Annotated in this window: 31 protein-coding genes and 1 pseudogene; 7 read left to right on the top strand and 25 right to left on the bottom strand. The window is 44.7% G+C overall.

Annotated features, from left to right (window positions below):
• Positions 1–16: 16 nt before the first annotated feature.
• From secY to BS636_RS07400, 23 genes and pseudogenes are all read right to left on the bottom strand, one after another.
• The gene (gene secY, locus BS636_RS07510; RefSeq protein ID WP_171266072.1) at positions 17–1,336 is read right to left on the bottom strand and encodes a preprotein translocase subunit SecY; all 1,320 of its coding nucleotides are present in this window, start codon (positions 1,334–1,336) and stop codon (positions 17–19) included.
• 45 nt (positions 1,337–1,381) lie between these two features.
• Positions 1,382–1,822 (bottom strand): 50S ribosomal protein L15, encoded by a 441-nt coding sequence (gene rplO / locus BS636_RS07505; protein ID WP_099338208.1) that lies wholly within the window; start codon positions 1,820–1,822, stop codon positions 1,382–1,384.
• A gap of 3 nt (positions 1,823–1,825) precedes the next feature.
• The gene (gene rpmD, locus BS636_RS07500; RefSeq protein ID WP_004809788.1) at positions 1,826–2,002 is read right to left on the bottom strand and encodes a 50S ribosomal protein L30; all 177 of its coding nucleotides are present in this window, start codon (positions 2,000–2,002) and stop codon (positions 1,826–1,828) included.
• A 5-nt stretch (positions 2,003–2,007) separates the two neighbouring features.
• Entirely contained in the window at positions 2,008–2,505 is a 498-nt protein-coding gene (gene rpsE, locus BS636_RS07495; RefSeq protein ID WP_004657688.1) for a 30S ribosomal protein S5, read from the bottom strand.
• Positions 2,506–2,507: 2 nt separating this feature from the next.
• Positions 2,508–2,858 carry a 50S ribosomal protein L18 gene (gene rplR / locus BS636_RS07490; protein ID WP_004281497.1) on the bottom strand — a complete coding sequence of 117 codons (351 nt, stop codon included), beginning with the start codon at positions 2,856–2,858 and terminating at the stop codon, positions 2,508–2,510.
• Positions 2,859–2,872: 14 nt separating this feature from the next.
• The gene (gene rplF / locus BS636_RS07485; protein ID WP_099338207.1) at positions 2,873–3,406 is read right to left on the bottom strand and encodes a 50S ribosomal protein L6; all 534 of its coding nucleotides are present in this window, start codon (positions 3,404–3,406) and stop codon (positions 2,873–2,875) included.
• A gap of 13 nt (positions 3,407–3,419) precedes the next feature.
• Positions 3,420–3,815, bottom strand: coding sequence for a 30S ribosomal protein S8 (gene rpsH / locus BS636_RS07480; RefSeq protein WP_099338206.1), 396 nt, complete (start codon positions 3,813–3,815; stop codon positions 3,420–3,422).
• Between the two features lie 12 nt (positions 3,816–3,827).
• Positions 3,828–4,133 carry a 30S ribosomal protein S14 gene (rpsN, locus tag BS636_RS07475; protein WP_004809795.1) on the bottom strand — a complete coding sequence of 102 codons (306 nt, stop codon included), beginning with the start codon at positions 4,131–4,133 and terminating at the stop codon, positions 3,828–3,830.
• Between the two features lie 9 nt (positions 4,134–4,142).
• Positions 4,143–4,679 carry a 50S ribosomal protein L5 gene (gene rplE, locus BS636_RS07470; protein WP_099338205.1) on the bottom strand — a complete coding sequence of 179 codons (537 nt, stop codon included), beginning with the start codon at positions 4,677–4,679 and terminating at the stop codon, positions 4,143–4,145.
• Positions 4,680–4,695: 16 nt separating this feature from the next.
• A complete protein-coding gene (gene rplX, locus BS636_RS07465) occupies positions 4,696–5,013 on the bottom strand; it encodes a 50S ribosomal protein L24 (protein ID WP_099338204.1) in 318 nt (105 codons plus the stop codon).
• 11 nt (positions 5,014–5,024) lie between these two features.
• Entirely contained in the window at positions 5,025–5,393 is a 369-nt protein-coding gene (gene rplN / locus BS636_RS07460) for a 50S ribosomal protein L14 (RefSeq protein ID WP_001982634.1), read from the bottom strand.
• A gap of 91 nt (positions 5,394–5,484) precedes the next feature.
• Complete coding sequence (rpsQ, locus tag BS636_RS07455) at positions 5,485–5,742, bottom strand: 30S ribosomal protein S17 (protein WP_004809803.1); 258 nt, start codon at positions 5,740–5,742, stop codon at positions 5,485–5,487.
• Complete coding sequence (gene rpmC / locus BS636_RS07450) at positions 5,739–5,936, bottom strand: 50S ribosomal protein L29 (RefSeq protein WP_004786915.1); 198 nt, start codon at positions 5,934–5,936, stop codon at positions 5,739–5,741. Before rpmC ends, rpsQ begins: the two co-directional genes overlap by 4 nt.
• A complete protein-coding gene (rplP, locus tag BS636_RS07445; RefSeq protein WP_099338203.1) occupies positions 5,936–6,349 on the bottom strand; it encodes a 50S ribosomal protein L16 in 414 nt (137 codons plus the stop codon). The genes rpmC and rplP overlap by 1 nt, the downstream gene beginning before the upstream one ends.
• A pseudogene (gene rpsC / locus BS636_RS07440) lies at positions 6,289–7,105 on the bottom strand (30S ribosomal protein S3). Before rpsC ends, rplP begins: the two are co-directional and overlap by 61 nt.
• Before the next feature lies 1 nt (position 7,106).
• Positions 7,107–7,436, bottom strand: coding sequence for a 50S ribosomal protein L22 (gene rplV / locus BS636_RS07435; protein ID WP_001982638.1), 330 nt, complete (start codon positions 7,434–7,436; stop codon positions 7,107–7,109).
• Positions 7,437–7,447: 11 nt separating this feature from the next.
• Entirely contained in the window at positions 7,448–7,723 is a 276-nt protein-coding gene (rpsS, locus tag BS636_RS07430) for a 30S ribosomal protein S19 (RefSeq protein ID WP_004673001.1), read from the bottom strand.
• 19 nt (positions 7,724–7,742) lie between these two features.
• Positions 7,743–8,567 carry a 50S ribosomal protein L2 gene (gene rplB / locus BS636_RS07425; RefSeq protein WP_004809807.1) on the bottom strand — a complete coding sequence of 275 codons (825 nt, stop codon included), beginning with the start codon at positions 8,565–8,567 and terminating at the stop codon, positions 7,743–7,745.
• An 11-nt stretch (positions 8,568–8,578) separates the two neighbouring features.
• Positions 8,579–8,899, bottom strand: a complete 321-nt coding sequence (gene rplW / locus BS636_RS07420) for a 50S ribosomal protein L23 (protein ID WP_099338202.1) — start codon at positions 8,897–8,899, stop codon at positions 8,579–8,581.
• Positions 8,896–9,498 carry a 50S ribosomal protein L4 gene (gene rplD, locus BS636_RS07415; protein WP_004786925.1) on the bottom strand — a complete coding sequence of 201 codons (603 nt, stop codon included), beginning with the start codon at positions 9,496–9,498 and terminating at the stop codon, positions 8,896–8,898. Before rplD ends, rplW begins: the two co-directional genes overlap by 4 nt.
• A gap of 11 nt (positions 9,499–9,509) precedes the next feature.
• A complete protein-coding gene (gene rplC, locus BS636_RS07410; protein WP_086195775.1) occupies positions 9,510–10,148 on the bottom strand; it encodes a 50S ribosomal protein L3 in 639 nt (212 codons plus the stop codon).
• A gap of 60 nt (positions 10,149–10,208) precedes the next feature.
• Positions 10,209–10,520, bottom strand: coding sequence for a 30S ribosomal protein S10 (gene rpsJ / locus BS636_RS07405; RefSeq protein WP_000070912.1), 312 nt, complete (start codon positions 10,518–10,520; stop codon positions 10,209–10,211).
• Between the two features lie 274 nt (positions 10,521–10,794).
• Positions 10,795–11,529 carry a type 1 glutamine amidotransferase gene (locus BS636_RS07400; RefSeq protein ID WP_099338201.1) on the bottom strand — a complete coding sequence of 245 codons (735 nt, stop codon included), beginning with the start codon at positions 11,527–11,529 and terminating at the stop codon, positions 10,795–10,797.
• Positions 11,530–11,691: 162 nt separating this feature from the next.
• Here BS636_RS07400 and BS636_RS07395 point away from each other — a divergent pair, with 162 nt between their 5' ends.
• The 7 genes from BS636_RS07395 (at position 11,692) to BS636_RS07365 (ending at position 18,969) form a co-directional block, all read left to right on the top strand.
• The gene (locus tag BS636_RS07395) at positions 11,692–12,894 is read left to right on the top strand and encodes a PLP-dependent transferase (protein WP_099338200.1); all 1,203 of its coding nucleotides are present in this window, start codon (positions 11,692–11,694) and stop codon (positions 12,892–12,894) included.
• Positions 12,895–12,912: 18 nt separating this feature from the next.
• Complete coding sequence (locus BS636_RS07390) at positions 12,913–14,496, top strand: helicase HerA-like domain-containing protein (RefSeq protein WP_099338199.1); 1,584 nt, start codon at positions 12,913–12,915, stop codon at positions 14,494–14,496.
• Positions 14,497–14,648: 152 nt separating this feature from the next.
• A complete protein-coding gene (hmpA, locus tag BS636_RS07385; RefSeq protein WP_099338198.1) occupies positions 14,649–15,857 on the top strand; it encodes an NO-inducible flavohemoprotein in 1,209 nt (402 codons plus the stop codon).
• 85 nt (positions 15,858–15,942) lie between these two features.
• Entirely contained in the window at positions 15,943–16,383 is a 441-nt protein-coding gene (locus BS636_RS07380; protein ID WP_099338197.1) for an RrF2 family transcriptional regulator, read from the top strand.
• Between the two features lie 99 nt (positions 16,384–16,482).
• On the top strand, positions 16,483–17,406 hold the full coding sequence (gene yihA / locus BS636_RS07375; protein ID WP_099338196.1) for a ribosome biogenesis GTP-binding protein YihA/YsxC: 924 nt from the start codon (positions 16,483–16,485) through the stop codon (positions 17,404–17,406).
• A 102-nt stretch (positions 17,407–17,508) separates the two neighbouring features.
• Positions 17,509–18,453: a metal-dependent hydrolase gene (locus BS636_RS07370; RefSeq protein WP_099338195.1), complete on the top strand. Its 945-nt coding sequence runs from the start codon at positions 17,509–17,511 to the stop codon at positions 18,451–18,453.
• 96 nt (positions 18,454–18,549) lie between these two features.
• Entirely contained in the window at positions 18,550–18,969 is a 420-nt protein-coding gene (locus tag BS636_RS07365) for a VOC family protein (protein ID WP_099338194.1), read from the top strand.
• On the opposite strand, the gene BS636_RS07360 is transcribed toward BS636_RS07365, so the two are convergent.
• The gene (locus tag BS636_RS07360; RefSeq protein WP_099338193.1) at positions 18,966–20,201 is read right to left on the bottom strand and encodes a dicarboxylate/amino acid:cation symporter; all 1,236 of its coding nucleotides are present in this window, start codon (positions 20,199–20,201) and stop codon (positions 18,966–18,968) included. The two genes, BS636_RS07365 and BS636_RS07360, sit on opposite strands and share 4 nt — an antisense overlap.
• Before the next feature lie 387 nt (positions 20,202–20,588).
• Entirely contained in the window at positions 20,589–21,461 is an 873-nt protein-coding gene (locus BS636_RS07355; protein WP_099338192.1) for an acyl-CoA thioesterase, read from the bottom strand.
• Between the last annotated feature and the right edge of the window lie 138 nt (positions 21,462–21,599).

Here is a 21,599-nt window from a genome sequence, read left to right as displayed (position 1 = left end):
GAAACCTCTAAGTGCGCTATCCCTTAGGATGAGCAGTCGTTTTTCTCATTAATGTTTGATTGTCATACTGGTGCGAAGTGAGATGTGCTTGTAGCTGAGCCATAAAGTCCATCACCACCACTACCACGATCAGCAACGATGTTCCGCCCAAGCTAAATGGAATACCAAAAGAGCTTTGCAAGATCATCGGCATTAAACAGATGACAGTGATGTAAATCGCGCCAATAAAGGTCAAACGATTGAGAATATGATCTAAGTAACGAGCAGTTTGCTCACCTGGACGAATACCAGGCACGTAAGCTCCGCTGCGTTTCAAGTTTTCTGACACTTCTTTCGGGCTAAATACTAGCGCAGTGTAGAAGTAACAGAAAAAGATAATTAACGCACCAAAGAGCACCAAATACAACGGCTGACCAGGCGACAAAACTAATGCCAAATCTTGTAGACTACGCTTGATAATTCCTGCATCAGGATCTGCACTACCAACCCACTGACCTAAGCTCGCAGGGAACAAAAGCAATGAACTTGCAAAAATTGCAGGAATCACACCGGCCATATTAATTTTAAGTGGCAAATGTGTCTGCTGTGCAGTAAATACGCGACGACCCTGCTGCTTCTGAGCATAGTTCACCGGAATACGACGTTGCGCCTTCTCGATAAACACAATTGCTGCAAGCACGGCGATGGATAACAATGCAAATATTGCCAGACCCATTAAGCTGGACTGACCATTATCGACAGAAGTCAGAGACTGCATTACCAAAGTAGGCAGACCTGCAACAATACCTGCGAAGATGATCATGGAAATACCATTCCCCACCCCACGCTCGGTAATCTGTTCACCCAACCACATCAGGAACATGGTCCCCGCAACCAGTGAGGTTACCGCAGGAACATAAAAAGCCAGACCAGCAGTCAGAGTAATTCCTTGACTGATCAAGCCCGCGCACATACCGACCGCTTGCACAAATGCAAGGAACAGTGTGCCCTGTCGTGTGTATTGATTTATTTTACGTTTGCCTTGCTCGCCTTCTTTTTTCAAAGCTTCCAGCGACGGAACGACTGTTGACATCAGCTGCACAATAATCGATGCAGAAATGTATGGCATGATCCCAAGAGCAAGAATAGACATTCGCTCCAATGCACCACCAGAGAACATGTTAAACAAACCAAGGATTGTACCTTGGTTTGCATTAAACAGATTCTCCAGCGCAGCATTGTTAATGCCCGGTACTGGAATATGTGCTCCCAGTCGAAACACCAACAACGCACCAATGAGAAACATCATTCGACGAATAATTTCACGGTATTTCACATGAAATGGTTGGCCTTTCATCATGTTGACATGACCTGAAGAACTAGGAGACATAGACACTGGAGATTACTCCTCGACTTTACCGCCAGCAGCTTCAACAGCAGCTTTAGCGCCTTTAGTCAACACAACACCTTGAATAGTGAATGCGCGAGTAATTTCACCAGAAAGTACGATACGTGCACGAGTCATGTCTTTACGTACAACGTTCGCAGCTTTTAAAGTTTCTAGAGACACGATGTCGCCTTCAACTTTAGCAAGCTCAGATAAACGTACTTCAGCAGTTTTCAAAGCCTGTTGGCTAGTGAAACCGAATTTAGGTAAACGACGATATAACGCTGTTTGACCGCCTTCGAAGCCTGGACGAGTACCACCGCTCTTACGTGAGTTTTGACCTTTGACACCACGGCCACCAGTCTTACCAACGCCAGAACCGATACCACGGCCTAGACGAAGGTTGTCACGCTTAGCACCTTCTGCAGGTGCAATAGTATTTAAACGCAGAGTCATGGCTTATTCCTCTACACTAACCATATAGTAGACTTGGTTGATCATACCACGGTTAGATGGAGTGTCTAACACTTCAACAGTATGACCAATACGACGCAGACCTAAACCTTTAAGGCTCAGCTTGTGATTTTTCAAGCGGTGCGATGCAGATTTAGTCTGGGTAACTTTAATCGTTTTCATGATTATTACCCTTGAATTTGTTCTACTGAAAGACCACGTTTCGCAGCAACTTTCTCAGGAGAAGTCATGTCACGCAGACCTTTGAATGTCGCGTTAACTACGTTGGCAGCGTTAGTAGAACCGTAACATTTAGCAAGTACGTTGTGTACACCAGCAGCTTCAAGAACGGCACGCATAGCGCCACCAGCGATTACGCCAGTACCTTCAGAAGCAGGCTGCATGTAAACACGGCTTGCACCGTGACGAGCATTCACAGGGTGTTGTAAAGTCGTACCAGCAAGATCTACAGTGATCATGTTGCGACGAGCAGCTTCAAGTGCTTTAGAGATAGCAGCTGGAACTTCACGTGCTTTACCACGACCAAAACCTACGCGACCATTACCATCACCTACCACAGTTAATGCTGTGAAAGAGAAGATACGACCACCCTTAACAACTTTGGCTACACGATCAACGGCAACCAGCTTTTCAACAAGACCTTCGTTTTGTTCAACTTTAGCCATGATTAGAACTCCAAGCCGTTTTCACGAGCAGCATCAGCCAAGGCTTTGATACGACCATGATATTTGAAACCAGAACGGTCAAATGCAACTTTAGTTACACCAGCTGCTTTAGCGCGTTCTGCGATTAAAGCACCTACTTTTTGAGCTGCTTCAACATTACCAGTTGTACCAGCACGTAGAGTAGCGTCTAGAGTAGAAGCTTGCGCTAATACTTTGCCACCATCTGCTGAGATAACTTGAGCATAGATGTGACGCGGAGTGCGGTTTACACACAAACGAGTCGCACCCAATGCACGGATGTGCAAGCGTGTGCTTTTCGCACGACGCAAACGGGATTGTTTCTTTTCGTTCATAAGAACCTCGCGCCTTATTTCTTCTTAGCTTCTTTACGAAGTACAACTTCGTCAGAATAACGAACACCTTTACCTTTATACGGCTCTGGTGGACGGTAACCACGGATTTCCGCAGCAACTTGACCTAATTTTGCTTTATCAGCAGATTTAAGTACGATTTCAGTCGCTGTAGGAGTTTCTGCAGTTACACCTTCAGGAAGGTTGTAATCGATCGGGTGAGAGAAACCAAGGTTAAGGTTAACAATGTTACCTTTAACCGCAGCTTTATAACCAACACCGATAAGTTGCAACTTACGTTCGAAACCTTCGCTAACACCTTTAACAAGGTTGTTAAGCACAGCGCGAGCAGTACCAGCTTGCATCCAAGCGTCTTTCGACTCAGCTTTAGGAGCAATAACTAGAGTACCGTCTTCCTGTTTTAGCTCGACCAGCGCATGCAGGTTGAAAGACAATGTACCTTTAGTGCCTTTCACTTCGACCTGCCGGCCGTTCTGAGTAACTGCTACACCGTTAGGTACAGTTACTGGGGCTTTAGCCACACGAGACATGAGGAATCACCTATTAAGAAACAAAAGCAATAACTTCACCACCAACGCCTGCAGCACGTGCAGCGCGATCAGTCATGATGCCTTTGCTTGTAGAAACAATTGCAATACCTAAACCTTGCTTAACGCTCGGAAGTGCATCTTTACCGCGATACTGACGTAGACCTGGACGGCTTACGCGTTTCACAGTTTCGATAACTGGTTTGCCTTCAAAATATTTTAACGTAATAGTTAAAGTTGCTTTGCCTTCAACATCAGCAACTTCTACGTTTGAAATGTAACCTTCTTGTTGAAGAACGTTTGCAATAGCAACCTTCAACTTAGAATTAGGCATAGAAACAGTTTGTTTCTTCGCCATTTGTGCGTTACGAACACGTGTTAGCATGTCGGCAACGGTATCTTGCATACTCATTTATAGTGCTCCTTACCAGCTTGCCTTAACAACGCCAGGTACATCACCTTGCATTACTTTTTCGCGTACCATGTTACGGCTTAAGCCGAACTTGCGGAAGTAACCATGAGGACGACCAGTTAAACCACAACGGTTACGTAGACGTACTGGAGATGCATTACGTGGTAATGCTTGTAATTTCATCATCGCTTCGAAACGTTCTTCGTCTGACGCATTTACGTTTGCAATAACAGCTTTTAATTCAGCACGTTTTGCAGCGTATTTAGCAACAGTAGCTTCGCGTTTCAATTCGCGATTAATCATACCTTTCTTAGCCATTTCGACCTCTTATTTGAACGGGAAGCCGAATGCACGCATTAGCGCACGGCCTTCGTCATCGGTGCGAGCAGTCGTAGTGATGGTAATGTCCATACCACGAATACGGTCAATCTTGTCAAAATCGATCTCAGGGAACATGATCTGTTCTTTAAGACCCATTGAGTAGTTACCACGACCATCAAATGATTTCGCTGAGAAACCACGGAAGTCACGGATACGAGGAATCGCAATAGAGATCAAACGGTCTAAGAATTCGTACATGCGTTCGCCGCGTAAAGTAACTTTACAACCAATCGGCCAACCATCACGGATTTTGAAACCAGCGATAGATTTACGAGCTAACGTAAGTACTGGTTTTTGACCAGCGATAGCTTGCATATCAGAAAGAGCACCATCAAGGAGTTTTTTGTCAGCAGAAGCTGCACCAACACCCATGTTGATAGTGATTTTAGTGATGCGAGGGATCTCCATCACATTCTTAACACCCAATTGTTCTTGTAATTGAGCTTTAAGTTCGTCGTTGTAACGTGCTTTAAGTCTGGCCATTGCCTTTTTCAACCTATTACTTCGCTACCGCCACTGATTCACCATTTGATTTATAAACGCGAGTTTTCACGCCGTCAATCACTTGGTAACCAACACGGTCAGCCTTTTGGGTTGTAGCATTAAAAAGTGCCACGTTTGAGATGTGAAGAGAAGCTTCTTGAGTTACGATGCCGCCTTCAGCGCCAGTAGCTCGGTTAGGCTTCTGATGTTTCTTAACTAGGTTAAGACCTTCTACCTTCACTTGGTCATTTGAAACAGACAATACAGTACCCTGTTTGCCTTTTTCTTTACCTGCGATCACAATTACTTGATCGCCTTTTTTAATCTTAGCCATGATTGCCTCTATTATAGAACTTCAGGAGCCAATGAAATGATTTTCATGAACTGTTCAGTACGAAGTTCACGAGTCACTGGTCCAAAAATACGAGTTGCAATCGGCGCTTTGTTGTTGTTCAAAATAACAGCAGCGTTATCGTCAAAACGAATCACTGAACCGTCTGGACGACGGATGCCGAATTTAGTACGAACAACTACTGCATTCATCACGTCACCTTTTTTAACACGTGCGCGTGGAATTGCTTCTTTTACAGTAACTTTAATAATGTCGCCAACAGAAGCATAACGACGATGTGAGCCACCAAGTACTTTAATACATTGTACGCGGCGTGCACCACTGTTGTCTGCTACGTCGAGCATAGTTTCGGTCTGAATCATTGCCCTACTCCAAAACCGAGCATCACCGGTCGCAAATTCGAAAGGCTCAAAGAGTACTCGAATTTGTCCGATGATGCAACAAGAACGTTAATTACTCAGCAGCTGCTTCAATAACTTCAACTAGAGTCCAAGACTTAGTTTTAGAAATTGGGCGGCTTTCTTTGATTGTTACAACATCACCAGTTTTAGCTGTGTTGTTTTCATCATGAGCATGTAATTTTGTTGAACGGCGGATTGATTTGCCATACAACGGGTGTTGAACACGACGTTCGATAAGCACAACAATAGACTTGTCCATTTTGTCGCTTACTACTTTGCCTGTTAACGTGCGGACTGTTTGTTCACTCATTGTCCGTTCCCCTGTTTTTCGGTAAGGAGGGTCTTGATACGAGCAATAGTCTTGCGAGTTAATTGCACTTCGTGCGATTTACCCAATTGACCAGTTGCTTTCGCCATACGAAGACGGAATTGGTTAAGCTGTTGCTCATCAAGCAAAGCTGTCAACTCTTCTACCGACTTTTCACGTAGATCTTTAGTTTTCATTACATTACCGTCCGAGTCACGATAGTGGTTTTAAACGGAAGTTTAGCAGCTGCAAGCGTAAACGCTTCGCGAGCCAATTCTTCGTTAACACCATCAATTTCGTACAAGACTTTACCTGGTTTGATTTGGCAAACCCAGTATTCCACAGAACCTTTACCTTTACCCATACGCACTTCAAGTGGTTTAGAAGTAATTGGCTTGTCCGGGAATACACGGATAAAGATTTTACCACCACGTTTAATACGACGGCTAATTGTACGACGCGCTGCTTCAATTTGACGCGCAGTCATTTGACCACGTTCAATTGATTTAAGTGCGATAGTACCAAAAGATACTGCGCTACCGCGGTGAGCTAGACCAGTGTTACGGCCTTTTTGCACCTTACGGAATTTAGTACGTTTAGGTTGCAACATGGATTATTCTCCTTTTTCAGCAGAACGATCATTGCGACGACCACGACGCTCTTGACCTTCACCACGACCGCGACCGCGTTTAGCTGGACGTTCTTCAGCTGGAGCTGGGTTCATGACTTGTTTCATGCCACCCAAGATCTCGCCACGGAAGATCCAAACTTTAACACCAATCGTACCGTAAGTAGTCTCAGCACGCATAGTCGCGTAGTCGATATCTGCACGAAGAGTATGTAAAGGTACACGACCTTCACGATACCATTCAGTACGAGCAATCTCAGCACCACCTAAACGGCCTGAAACTTCTACTTTGATACCTTTCGCACCAGCACGCATCGTGTTTTGAACCGCACGCTTCATAGCACGACGGAACATTACACGTTTTTCTAATTGAGAAGCAATCGCTTCAGCAACTAGACGCGCATCCAAGTCTGGACGATCAATTTCGTTGATACTTACTTGCGCAGGAACACCCATAATAGATGTTAATTCGCGTTGTAATTTCTCAATGTCTTCGCCTTTTTTACCGATTACGATACCAGGACGAGCAGTGCTAATAGTTACTTTAGCAGCGCCTGTTGGACGTTCGATAAGAATATTGCTGATCATTGCATTCTTGAGTTTTTTAGTTAAAAACTCACGAACTTGCAAATCTTTAAGCAAGTATTCAGCGTATTGTTTCGGACTCGCATACCAGTTAGCGTTATGACGTTTCACAACACCTAGGCGGATACCGATTGGATGAACCTTCTGACCCATATCAAACCCCTACCTTAACGGTAATGTGACAAGTACGCTTAGTAATACGATCTGCACGGCCTTTAGCACGTGGCATAATACGTTTCAGGCTCATGCCTTCATCAACGTAGATCGTAGAAACTTTAAGGTCGTCTACATCTAAACTGTTATTGTGTTCAGCGTTTGCAATCGCAGACTCTAACGCTTTCTTAACCAGTACTGCAGCTTTTTTGTTGCTGAAGTTCAAAATGTTAAGTGCGTGCGCAACAGATTTGCCGCGGATAAGATCTGCAACCAAACGAGCTTTCTGTGCCGAGATAGCGGCACCGCGTAATTTAGCAGTTACTTCCATCATAGCACCTATTAACGTTTAGATTTCTTGTCAACACCGTGACCACGGTAGGTACGAGTCGGTGCAAATTCACCAAGCTTGTGTCCAACCATATGTTCAGAGATGATCACTGGAACATGGTTACGGCCATTGTGTACAGAAATTGTTAAACCAACAAAATCCGGGAGGATCATCGAACGACGCGACCAAGTTTTGATCGGCTTACGGTTATTAGCCGCGATAGCCGCTTCAACCTTAGCGAACAAGTGCGCATCGACGAATGGGCCTTTTTTCAGAGAACGAGGCATTGTCAGATTCCTTTACTTGTTACTTAACGCGACGGTCGCGAATAATCATCTTAGTCGTACGCTTGTTGGTACGTGTTTTGTACCCTTTAGCTTTTTGACCCCATGGGCTTACAGGTTGAATACCTTTGCTACGACCTTCACCACCACCGTGCGGGTGATCTACCGGGTTCATCGCCATACCACGAACGGTAGGACGAACGCCACGCCAGCGCGCTGCACCAGCTTTACCCAATGAACGAAGGTTGCTTTCTGAGTTAGATACTTCACCTAACACAGCGCGACATTCAACGTGTACTTTACGCATTTCACCTGAACGAAGACGGATGATAGCGTATGAACCGTCACGACCCAACAATTGAGCAGATGTACCAGCAGAACGTACTAATTGTGCGCCTTTACCGATTTTAAGCTCGATGTTGTGAAGAGTAGAACCGATAGGCATGTTACGAAGTGGTAAACAGTTACCTGGACGAATTGGAGCATCGTTACCAGATTGTACTGAATCACCAGCGCGTAAACCTTTAGGCGCGATGATGTAGCGACGTTCACCGTCAGCATACTTCAACAACGCAATGTGCGCAGAACGGTTTGGATCGTATTCGATACGCTCAACTACAGCTGGGATGCCGTCTTTGTTACGTTTAAAGTCTACGATACGGTAGTGTTGTTTATGACCGCCACCAACGTGACGAGTCGTAATGTGACCGTTGTTATTACGGCCGCCAGTACGTTTTTTAGCTTCAACTAGTGGAGCATAAGGCGCGCCTTTGTGAAGGTGATCATGAACCACTTTCTCTACAAAGCGACGTCCTGGAGACGTTGGCTTACATTTTTGAATAGGCATAGTTTTCGTCCTTATTCCGCTGCGCTTTCAGCGGCATCGCCCAAGTCAGCCATTTCTACATCTTGGCCAGCTTTCAGGGTGACGTATGCTTTTTTAACATCAGAACGGCGTCCTAATGTTTTACCAAAGCGTTTAGTTTTACCTTTAGTGATCGTAGTGTTAACTTTAACAACTTGAACACCAAACAATTGTTCAACTGCTTTTTTGATTTCAAGTTTAGTTGCATCAGTAGCAACCTTGAAAACTTGAACACCAGCAGTTTCACCTAAAACTTGTGCTTTTTCTGAGAAAACAGGTCCTTGCAGGACTTGATATAAACGTTCGTTGTTCATCCGAGTTCTACCTCAATTTTCTTAGCAGCAGCTACAGACATAACAACTTTATCGAACGCGATCAAGCTAACAGGATCGATTGCAGTCGCATCAACCACATCTACGTGTGGAAGGTTACGAGCAGCTAGATACAAGTTCTCATCAACAGCATCAGTAACGATCAATGCACGAGTAGCATTCAAGTCGTTAAGTTTTGCAAGCAATTCTTTAGTTTTTGGAGCTGCAACAGCAAACTCTTCAACTAGTACTAAGCGATCTTGACGAACAAGTTCAGCTAGGATGCATTGCATAGCACCGCGGTACATTTTACGGTTTACTTTTTGAGACCAGTCTTGTGGACGAGCAGCAAAAGTTTTACCACCGCCAACCCAGATTGGGCTACGAATAGAACCAGCACGAGCGCGGCCAGTACCTTTTTGACGGAATGGTTTTTTACCACCGCCAGAAACGTCTGCGCGTGATTTTTGAGCTTTAGAACCTTGACGACCACCAGCTAAATAAGCTGTAACAACTTGGTGTACAAGAGCTTCATTAAATTCACGACCGAACGCAACTTCTGATAATTCAACAGCAGAGCCGGAAACAGTATTTAAATTCACGTTATTTCCCCTCAGGCCTTGATCGTAGGACGAACAGTTACGTCGCCACCAGTAGCACCAGGAACCGCGCCTTTAACAACTAGAACTGAACGTTCTGCGTCGATAGCAACGATTTCAAGACCCTGTGTAGTTACGCGTTCAGCACCTAAATGGCCAGCCATTTTTTTGCCTTTGAACACGCGACCAGGAGTCTGGTTTTGACCTGTAGAACCTAGAACACGGTGAGAAACAGAGTTACCGTGAGTAGCGTCTTGAGTACGGAAGTTCCAACGTTTAACACCACCTTGGAAACCTTTACCTTTAGACTGACCAGTTACGTCAACAATTTGACCAACTGTGAACAGATCTACACCGATAGTAGCGCCAACTTCACGACCTTCAAGCTCAGCTTCTGATACGCGGAATTCTTGAACCAGACGACCAGCAGCAACACCCGCTTTCGCGAAGTGACCTTTCTGAGCGTTAGTTACGCGAGATTCGCGACGTTCACCAGTAGTGATTTGAATCGCTTGATAACCATCAGTTTCAAGCGTTTTGATTTGAGTGATGCGGTTAGGATCAACCTCAATCACTGTAACAGGCACAGAAACACCAGCATCTGTAAAGATACGTGTCATACCGCACTTGCGACCGACTAAACCAATAGCCATGTGCATAAACCTCTAAAAAAGCGGCCTAATTAACTTAGAGCGTTAATTAACCCGAAAGCCTTAACCCAATGCGATCTGAACATCAACACCAGCTGCAAGATCTAACTTCATCAATGCATCTACAGTTTTGTCTGTAGGTTGAACGATGTCGATCAAACGCTTGTAAGTACGGATTTCGTACTGGTCACGAGCGTCTTTGTTTACGTGTGGTGATGTTAAAACGTTAAAACGTTCAATGCGTGTAGGCATTGGAATTGGACCACAAACTTGTGCGCCAGTACGTTTTGCTGTTTCTACGATTTCTTGAGCTGATTGATCAATTAGACGGTGATCAAAAGACTTAAGACGGATACGAATTCTCTGGTTAGACATACCAGTAAACTCCAAGCCAAATATATAAAGAATCACTCTTGACGCATCTCACCCCACTAATTTTTGAGGTAAGTGTCAAGAGCAGTGAATTATCACTAAGGTCATGATCGATGCCACGACTGTAACGATAGTTAACTACTTTCTTCGCAGTTAACGCCCTTCCTATCGAAGGGTGGCCTATTATAGCCATTGTTTATTGCATAAGCAAATCCATTTTATGGTTTTCGTCTACGAATCAATTTGATTGGGAAATCAAGAGTTTGTTTTTCACCCGTTAGGCAGATTTTTCCACGACATATTCAATTGCGCGATTTAGTATTTGATTTCCTTCAATAAAATTTGATTTTGGACTTTTTCTAAGCTCATGCACAGGTTGTACATATTTTCCTGAAAATTTTAACAGTTCATCTTCATCTTCTAAAAACAGGGCCAAGGTTTCTGGGGTAATCTCAGGATGGAACTGGAAACCAAGTACATTCTTGCCCAACTGGTACATCTGATTACGACAGGCTTCATTTTCTGCCAGATGCACCGCCCCTTTTGGAATTTCAAAGGTCTCACTATGCCACTGCATAATCCTGAATTGTTCAGGCAAATTAAAACAGTCTGTTGGCACATTGGCCACTTTACTGACCGACATCCAGCCTAATTCCTGTTCTGGGTTATAACTTACTGCTGCCCCCAGAGCATTAGCAATCAGCTGCCCACCTAAACATAAGCCAATGACTGGCTTGCCTTGAGAAAGATAACGACGTAACCAGCGTTTTTCGAGCTTTAGCCAAGGATAATTCGCCTCATCATTAACACTCATGGTGCCGCCCATAATGATAAGTAAATCCACTTCTTCTACTGCAGGCAGCGCTTCTATTTCCAGTGGACGATCCACTGGTAAAGCAAAAAATTCAGTGGCTGTAATTTGTGCCTGATGCTGCTTTAAAAATTCGTGACAACTACCGTAACCTTCACCAGCAATATGCTGAAAATAATGTACTCGTAAATGCGACTTCATGCGCTCGAACCTATTCTTGTATCTATATGAGCTAGGTTTTGCAAAAATGAAGCCAACTTTTTCTTTTACGTAAGGTTTTTAAACAATTGATAACGTAAGTAGCGCTAAAGCACAGATTCTCTTAAGCTAAAGCTGTTTTTGATTCCAGATATGAGCTGCAGCATGAAAAAAAATCCTCAAACCGCCCTGATTCATGCACCACGAAAGGCCCCTCAGTACATTTCGACGGTTCAACCTCCCCTCTATCGTGCATCAACGATTATTTTTAATAACACCGATGCCCTGTTTAATCGCCATTGGACTGATGACTATGACTATAGTTATGGCACCCATGGCACGCCAACTACATTTACTTTGGGTGACAACATTGCCCAGCTCGAGGGTGGACTCTATCACCTGCTGGCACCCAGCGGTTTATCCGCGATTAATCTCGTGAATTCCTGCTTTTTAAGCCATGGTGATGAGGTCTGGGTACCAGACAATATCTATAGCCCAAATATGGAGCATCTGCGTAATCTGGAAACACGTTATGGCATTCAGGTGCAAGTTTATAATCCAGTGTGCCTGGAAAGCTTTAATCCATCCGAGAAAGCCAAACTGATCTGGTTGGAAGCAGCGGGTTCAGTCACACTGGAATTTCCGGACTTAAATGGCTTGGTGAAAAAAGCTCAAGCCCACAATATTCTGACAGCACTGGATAATACCTGGGGTGCCGGCCTAGCCTTTAACGCCTTTGACTTTGGTGATGAGCACCTGAGCGTAGATTTGTCCGTGCATGCGCTGACCAAATATCCAAGTGGTGGCGGTGACATCCTGATGGGTTCAGTCGTAACCCGTAATAAAGAACTACATCATAAACTGTTCCGCGCACATGCCATTCAGGGCATTGCCGTATCAGGTGATGATGTTGCTCAAGTACAACGTAGTCTCGCTTCCATGCAACTGCGTTATGCACATCAATCTAGTAGTGCGCTAAACATCCTGGCCTGGTTAAAACAGCAACCGGAGTTTGTGCAAGTACTACATCCAGCCGATCCACATAGTGCCGGTCATCAGTATTGGAAAGAAATTTGCAAGGAAGGTCATAGTGCTGGTCTGGTCAGTGTGATTTTTGACAACAAATATGAACTGCAAGATATCCGCAATTTCTGTGACAACTTAAAACTGTTTAAGCTTGGCTTTAGCTGGGGTGGTCCTGTCAGCCTGGTCATGTTATATAACTTAAAAGAAATGCGTGTGCTTGAACATTCACATTTGAAAGATGGCTTCCTAGTTCGCTTCTGTATCGGGCTGGAACACCCTGAAGATCTGATTGAAGATATTCAACATGCACTACAACAGATGAAAAAAGTTAAAAATGAATAAATAACAATAGGAAATTATATGGGTACACCAATCATAATCGCTAAAAAAACCGCCGATACTACACAAGATATCGTGCTGCATTCTCAGCTCGCCAATCGTCATGGACTAATTGCCGGCGCTACTGGTACCGGCAAGACTGTAACCTTAAAGGTACTGGCAGAAAGCTTTTCCCGAATTGGTGTACCCGTATTCCTGGCTGATGCCAAAGGTGATGTTTCTAGCCTGGCGAAACCCGGCGAAAGTAATCCTAAATTTGATGAGCGCATTAAAAGCCTGAATATCGACTCCATTCCTTTCGAAGCCTCACCCGTGGTGTTCTGGGATCTATTCGGTGAGCAAGGACATCCGATCCGCACCACCATTTCTGAAATTGGTCCTCTCCTTCTCGCCCGTATTCTGAATCTGAATGACACTCAAGAAGGTGTACTGTCTGCAGTATTCCGTATTGCTGATGATCAGGGATTACTGCTGATCGATTTTAAAGATTTAAAGGCAATGATAAGTTATGTCAGTGAGCATGCAGCTGACTTCAAGGCAGAATACGGCAATCTTTCACCAGCCAGCCTTGGCGCTATTCAACGCAATCTTTTAGCTTTGGCCGATCAGGGCGGTGACAAGTTCTTTGGTGAACCAGCGTTGGATCTGATGGATTTTCTGCAAACCGATAGTCAGGGTCGCGGTAATATCAACCTCCTGGCTGCCGACAAGCTGATGAACACACCAAAGCTGTATGCAACTTTCCTGTTATGGATGCTGTCAGAACTGTTTGAACAGTTGCCAGAAGTCGGTGATCTGGATAAACCTAAACTGGTGTTCTTCTTTGATGAAGCGCATTTACTGTTTGATAATGCTAGCCCCGCCCTGCAGGACAAGATCGAACAGGTCGTGCGTCTGATTCGCTCCAAAGGTGTGGGGATTTACTTTATCACCCAGAATCCATTGGATCTTCCTGAAAGCGTGCTCGGTCAACTTGGTAATCGTGTGCAGCATGCCTTACGTGCCTTCACACCCAAAGATCAAAAAGCAGTAAAAACAGCTGCCGATACGTTCCGGGCTAATCCAGAATTTAAAGTTCAGGAGGCTATTACCGAGCTGGCTGTTGGTGAAGCACTGATTAGCTGCCTGGATGAAAAAGGCACACCACAAATTGTCGAGCGCGGTTGGGTCATGCCGCCACACTCTTCTTTTAGCTCGATCACTGCCGAAGAACGTAAAGCTTTAATGCAACAAAGCGTTGTAGCCGGTATTTATGAGCAACAGGTCGATCGGGAAAGTGCCCATGAAATGCTGCAAAACAAAGTCGCTGAACGTCAGCAACAAGCTCAGGCGGCAGAACTTGCTAAACAGCAAGCCAAAGAACAAGAGGCTCATGCCAAACAAGTCGCAAAAGAACAAGAAGCATTCGCCAAACAACAAGCCCGTGAACAGGAACGTCTGGCACGCGAGCAACAGAAGGAAGCAGAACGTTCAGCCAAGCAACGTGAAAAGCTAACACAGGACATTGTTGGTACCTTTGCCAAAAGTGCGGCACGTAGCTTGGGCGGAAGTACTGGGCAGAAAATTGTCCGCGGTTTATTAGGTTCATTATTCGGCAAGAGATAGCCCTCCTTTCTCCGATCATCTTCGTCATTTTTATGGGATATTTTGATATCCCATAATTTTTTTATGGTTTTTATTTAAAGATGTATTGTGAATATACCTTTAAAAATGTATTTTAAATACATCTTATAAATAACAGCCATGAGAGATCTACTATGACTCCACAGCAAATTGACCTAGTAAAAGCTACAGTTCCTGTCCTTCGTGAAAATGGCGTTGCCTTAACCGGTTATTTCTACAACCGTATGTTAGGCAATAACCCGGACCTGAAAGAAACCTTCAACATGGGTCACCAGCGCAGTGGTGCTCAAGCACAGGCTTTGGCTGGTGCAGTTCTGGCTTATGCTGAAAATATCGAAGATCCTTCTGTGCTGTTACCTGTAGTTGAACTGATTGCACATAAACATGTCAGCCTGAATATTAAAGCGCCGGATTACGGTATTGTTGGGGAAAATCTGCTGCATTCGATCAGCGAAGTGCTGAACATTTCTATGGAAGATCCACTGATTGAGGCTTGGGCTGCGGCGTATGGTCAATTAGCGGACCTGTTCATTGCGACTGAAAAAGCGATTTATGAGCAGCATGAACAAACTAAAGGTAGCTGGTTAGGCTGGCGTAATTTCAAGATTGCGAAAAAAGTGGTAGAAAGCGATGAGATTACTTCGTTCTACCTAGCACCAGTTGACGGCGGTCCATTACCGAAATATGAAGCAGGTCAGTATATTTCTGTACGTGTGTTTGTCCCTGAATTAAACTTAAGACAACCGCGTCAATATACGCTTTCAACTTGCCCTCAAGATGAATACCTGCGTATTTCGGTAAAACGTGAAGATCAAAAAGGTGATCTGGTTCCAGGTTGGGTATCGAATACTTTACATAGCCTGGCAGAAGGTTCGGAAATTGAAGTATCTGCACCGACAGGTAATTTCTACCTGATTGATCCAAACAAACGTAATGTATTTATTAGCGGTGGTGTCGGCCTGACTCCAATGGTGGCGATGCTGAATCAACTGGTAACACTGGATATGCCACAACCTGTGACTTTCATTCATGCCTGCCGTAGCAAACAGGTTCATGCTATGAAGCAGCACATCCATGATCTGAAAGCTAAATATCCACGTTTGAGCACCCTGACTGCTTATGAATTCCCGCATCAAGGTGACAAACTGGGTGAGGATTATGATGTAGCAGGTCGTCTGGATTTGAGTAATGTTGACCGTGCCCTATTACCAGAAAATGCGGATTACTACCTGTGTGGCCCAATGCCATTTATGGCAGAACAACACAAAGTGCTGATTGCACGAGGCATTCCTGCTGAGAATATTCACAGTGAAGCCTTTGGCACTGGTGGCGTTCGCCACTGAGCAGTCAGCTTAAACTGAAATCAAGCAAGGGCTAGTCTGGCTGTGTTAGACTAGCCTTGCTTTTTATGAAAACTCTAGATTTATAATGCAGTTAAATAAATTTACTGATTACGCCTTACGGATTCTTATGTACATCGCCCAGCCGAAAGAAGTGCCGTATACCATTGCGGAACTGGCAAATGAGCTGCAGGTGTCAGAGAATCATGCCGTAAAAATTGTACATTTTATGGCGAAGCAGGACTGGCTCATCACCACCCGTGGACGAGGCGGCGGTATTCGCATGAATCCGCTCACCTTAAAAATTCCACTCGGTCAAATTGTGCGTATCCTGCAACAGGATAGCCAGGTGGTAGAATGTAATACCCCACCCTGCGTGCTGCGCAGCAATTGTGGCTTGAAAGGCATTTTGGATGATGCCGTAGAACAGTTCTATGCCAGCTTGGATCAGTACACCCTAAGTGAAGTCGTGACGCCACTGCAAGGACATTACAGTACACAGTCTCCGATCAGCCTGATCAATCTCTAGTTTTCTCTTTCTGCTTACTAAGTCTTGCATTGAAAGTTCGCTTGCCCAAGCGACTTCCTTTATAATAGCTGCTTGTAAATTGAGTTATTGAAGTGAGCCATGCACCACAGCAGAGGAAAATCGAAAAACAGTAAGGCAGCTGCTGCCCCAAAGCAAAAGATTAGCTATACCAAAAAAGTCGATCCTGCGATTACTGAATACTCTGTACGCTCGCTTAATTGGTTGCGTAAAGCTGAATTTTTAATGAGTGCTCCGAAACTCAATCTATGTGTTGAAGATACCGGTTATGAGGTGGCATTCGCTGGCCGCTCCAATGCAGGTAAATCTAGTGCCATCAATGCGCTAACCAATCAAAAACAACTAGCACGTGCATCGAAAAGACCAGGCCGCACCCAGATGATTAACTTCTTCAGCTTGGGCAATCCGGATCAGCGTCTGGTCGATTTACCGGGTTATGGTTATGCAGCTGTACCTGAAAAAATGAAACTGGTCTGGCAGAAAGAACTAGAAAATTACCTGATTCACCGTAAGAGCCTGCAAGGCTTGGTGCTGTTGATGGATATCCGTCATCCGCTGCAGCACTTCGATGTCATGATGCTGGAATGGGCTTATTCACGTCACCTGTTCGTGCATGTATTGCTCACCAAATCAGACAAACTGAATCGCGGTCCTGCCTCTAAAGCCCTACAAGAAGTTAAAGCAACATTAAATAAAATGAAGCTGAACTTCTCGATTCAATTGTTCTCTTCTTTAAACAAAGAAGGTCTGGAAGAACTGGCAAGCGTGATGGCGGGTCGTCTAAACTTTACTTTGGATCAACCAACTGAATTTGATCTGGACAGTATTCCCGAAGCTTCAATCCATGATTTGAACGAAGCTGATGAGCCGATTGAATCGGTTGAACTCGAAGATGAAACTGATTCAGAACCAGCTCATGAAATCACTCCTAGTGAATTAAATGATCTGGATGCGCCGGTTGAAGCAGATCAGTCAGAGATTGTCGAACAAGATCCACCAAAATAAGTGTGATGTGATCCAAGTGACAAAATAATGTCCCGTATTGCCTGCAGCGATTCGGGACATTTTTTTCATACTGTCTTTATCAAGCAGTGATGGATACACCCCATGTCTTTACTCTCGCAATTCAAAACAACAAAAATTGGCTCTTCAATTTCCTATTTCATCCAGCCGCGCAAAGTCAAGTTTGAATGGCAAGATACCCCGATTGACTGGATTCCGAATCAGCCTTTTTCCAGTTACTTCGTCAATGAAATTAATAATATTCTGCCGGCCGGTGAATTCTGGTTCTGCCGCCTGTATAACAAGGTACTGCCGCAGATCACTGATGAAAAATTAAAACATGATGTACAGGCCTTTATCCGTCAGGAAGCCATGCATGCTCAAGCACATAACTCGGCCAATAAAGAATATTTGTCTGAGCGTCAGATTGATATCCAGCACAATCTGGACATTATGAATTTCCTATTTAATAAGTTGCTGGCTGATCAGCCATTTGGTCTAAAAGTTCCTAAAATCGCAGCACATCAATGGGATCTGTTCCGTCTTGGAATTGTTGCGACGGTGGAACATATGACCTGTGTCCTTGGGAAATACGCGCTCTACAATACAGAGTGGGAACGACTCGGTGCCGACCCGAATATGCTGGATCTAGTGAAATGGCATGGTGCTGAAGAAATCGAGCATCGCAGTGTTGCTTTCGATTTATACCGCCATCTCGGGGGTGGGTATATTGCCCGTTACTATTTAAGCGTGGTGGTAATTATTGGCGTAATTGGTCTTTGGGTTGATGGTGCAGCGCGTTTGTTAGTACAAGATCCGCGCTTTAAGCAGATTAAGCCTGCAGTGTATAAACCGTGGATCTGGAAAGAATGGTTCCGTATTTCCCAAGAAGATAATCGCTTACTGCCCAATCCCCTCTGGTTGGTCTCACAACAACTCGGCTACCTGATGCCTTGGTATGACCCAGTACATGAAGGCAGTACGGATGATGCACTACATTATCTCAACCATTCCCCTGCTGCCAAACGCGTGGGTTTAAAAGTCGCCTAAGCCCTCTCTTATTACAATTTCTAACAGCAGGGATCGCTTCCCTGCTTTTTATTTATCCTAAGATAGAACGATAACAATCATAATCAGGATGGACCTATGCAAGCACGGATTTCAGTGATTACACTCGGTTTGTGCGACTTAGAGGCTTCATTGCGGTTTTATCGAGATGGCTTAGGTTTTCCCAGTGAAGGGATTATTGGTCAAGAATTTGAATACGGCGCAGTGGCTTTTATTGAATTGCAGGCCGGACTCAAACTGGCTTTATGGCCGCAAAGCAGTATTCAGCATGATACCGGACTGGAACTCAGCCCAATGTGTCCGACACAAATGACCTTGGGACATAATGTTTATAGCCCATTAGATGTGGATCAAGTGATGATGCAGGCTGAAAAAGCTGGCGCCAAGATTGTGAAACCTGCACAAGCCACATTTTATGGCGGCTATGCAGGCTATTTTCAGGATCCGGATGGACACTTGTGGGAAGTGGTTTTTAATCCAAATCTGGAAATGGACTAATCCAGTTGCGGTTCACGGGTATGTCGATCGACTACCACACTGATCATCATATCGCCCTGCACATTCACCACCGTACGTACCGTATCCAGCAAACGGTCAATCGGCAACAGAATCGCAATGGCTTCAGCCGGCAGACCGACCGATTGCAGTACCATGATCATGGTCACCATCCCAGCACTTGGAATACCCGGCGCACCTAAGGATGCAATCATGGCAGTGGCACAAACCACCAGTTGCTGACCTAAAGTTAAATCCAGCCCCATCAGATTGGCAATAAACAGAGCTGCGGCAGCTTCATACAGTGCCGTACCATCCATATTTAGCTGGGTCCCAAGCGGAATTACGAAACCTGCGGTATGCGGACGTACACCGAGATTTTCCTGCGCACATTTCATAGAGAGTGGCATGGTGGCTGAACTGGAACTGGTTGCGAACGCTGTAATCAGTGCTGCACGTGTGCCTTTGAAAAAGGTAATCGGATCCATTTTTCCAAAGATCCACAGCAATAATGGCAGGACTACAAGACCATGGAAAATGGTCGTTCCCGTCACTACAGCAGCAAATTCTGCCAGACGGCTCAGTACCGAAATATCTTCAGTGGCGATCAGCTTGGCAAGTAATGCAAAAATCCCAAAAGGTGCCAGCTTCATCACCCAGCCAATCATCAGCATCATGATGTCAAAGAACTGGATACTGAGCTTACGCACGGTACGGAATTTATCCCCGCCTGCGACCAATGCTACTCCGACAAATAACGCAAAGACCACCACTGCCAGCACATTACCATCGGCAAAAGCCTTAAACGGATTAATTAAAGTATTCTGAATAAAGTTGGTGAAGAATGAAGACGGCGTTAAAGTATCGGGGGTTTTATGTTGGGCCATGGCATCCTGGAACATCACGACATCGACACCCCTACCGATGTCAAAAAGATGCGCACAAGCCAACCCCAAGATGAGTGCCAGCGTAGTCGTGGTGACACAGCAAGCCAAGGTGATTTTCCAGGTTCGACTCAGCTGCCCACCTGCCTGCAGATTGGATACCCCAACCACAATCGAGCTAAAGATCAGCGGAACCAAAAGCATCTTTAACAAACCAATAAAAATGCTGCTCATGATGCCTAGGCCATACAGACTGACATCTTCAAAGGTGGTTTGTGGAAAAAGATTTAATAAAAAACCAAACAGGACACCCAATACCGCGGCAACTAAAATCTGCGTATTTAAGCTCATCTTCATAGACGTTTTAATATTGAACTTATCCGGCACTATGCCATGCAAGTTTTGGATAATCGAGTAAAATTTTATAAATGCTTTGCAGCATAATCTCTTTGATTATTCATTTAATACATATGTTGATGTAACTAATTCTGGCACGCGATGTGCTTAATCAGTGCAATAAGATAGTTTTATAGAAAGGAAATACACGTTCATGAAAAAAATGATTATTGCTGTTGCACTTATTTGCAGCATCGGGCAGGTTTTTGCACATTCTTCGGGCAATAAAGAGCAACAAGGTTGTCATAAGCACTCGACTAATGAAGTACCTCATTGCCACTAAGTGTAGATGATGTAATAAAAAAGCCGGAACTTCAGTCCGGCTTTTTTTTATTTTCAGTCTTACTGGGTTTCGATTTCACGTAAGCGAATCAGGCCTTCCTGGGTAGTGCTGCAGACCAGTTCCCCATTTTGCCACATACGACCGAAGTTCAAACCACGTGAGCTGGCACTTACAGTTGCATCCATATCGTACAGCATCCATTCATCGGCGCGGAATGGTCTATGGAAATACATGGCGTGGTCAATACTGGCACATTGCAGGTTTGGAGATAGATAGCTCAGACCATGCGGACGTAGTGCAGTGGTCATCAAAGTAAAGTCTGAGTAGAACGCTGCAATTGCTTGATGCAGAGATACTTCATCAACTTCTGGAGAAATTAGATCTTGTGTACGCACATAATGTGCATAGTTCGGTGCTTCCGGTTGCGGCTGGAATGGATTCACCGGCATCACCGGACGGATTTCCACATGACGGTCACGCATGAATGAAGCACGTACATTTTCAGGCACAAATTCAACGATTTGATGCTTCAGCTCAGCTTCATTTTTCAGACTTTCAACTGGTGGATATTCCGGCTCAGAAATCTGATAGTTCAGTCCTTCCTCTGGCTGGGTAAAAGACACCATACACATAAAGATGGTTCGACCATGCTGAATCGCACGAACCTGACGGCTGACAAAGCTCTTACCATCGCGGATACGATCTACTTCATAGATAATCGGCGCATTGACATCACCGCCAAACAGGAAATAGGCATGTAATGAATGTGCTGGGCGATCAGTCGTATACGATGCTGCACGCAATGCCTGCCCTAACACCTGTCCACCGAATACGCGCTTGCCTACCAGGTTACGGCTAATTCCGCGGAAAATATTCTCTTCCAGCTTTTCCAGGCTAAGCAATTCAACCAGTTCTTGTGTTAAGACATTCATAGGCAACCTATACGATATTCGGGATATCCAAAATTGGAAAAATAACAATGTGCTTCATTTCTGAGAATATTCTGCCACAAATTCTGAGTAAATCCCTAGAGATTGGCTGACTGTCCTGTCATTTCCTTTGTGTACGTT

It is taken from the genome of Acinetobacter sp. LoGeW2-3 (assembly GCF_002688565.1).
In the GTDB taxonomy this organism is placed as follows: Bacteria; Pseudomonadota; Gammaproteobacteria; order Pseudomonadales; family Moraxellaceae; genus Acinetobacter.
This window is presented reverse-complemented; position numbering and strand designations above follow the sequence as displayed.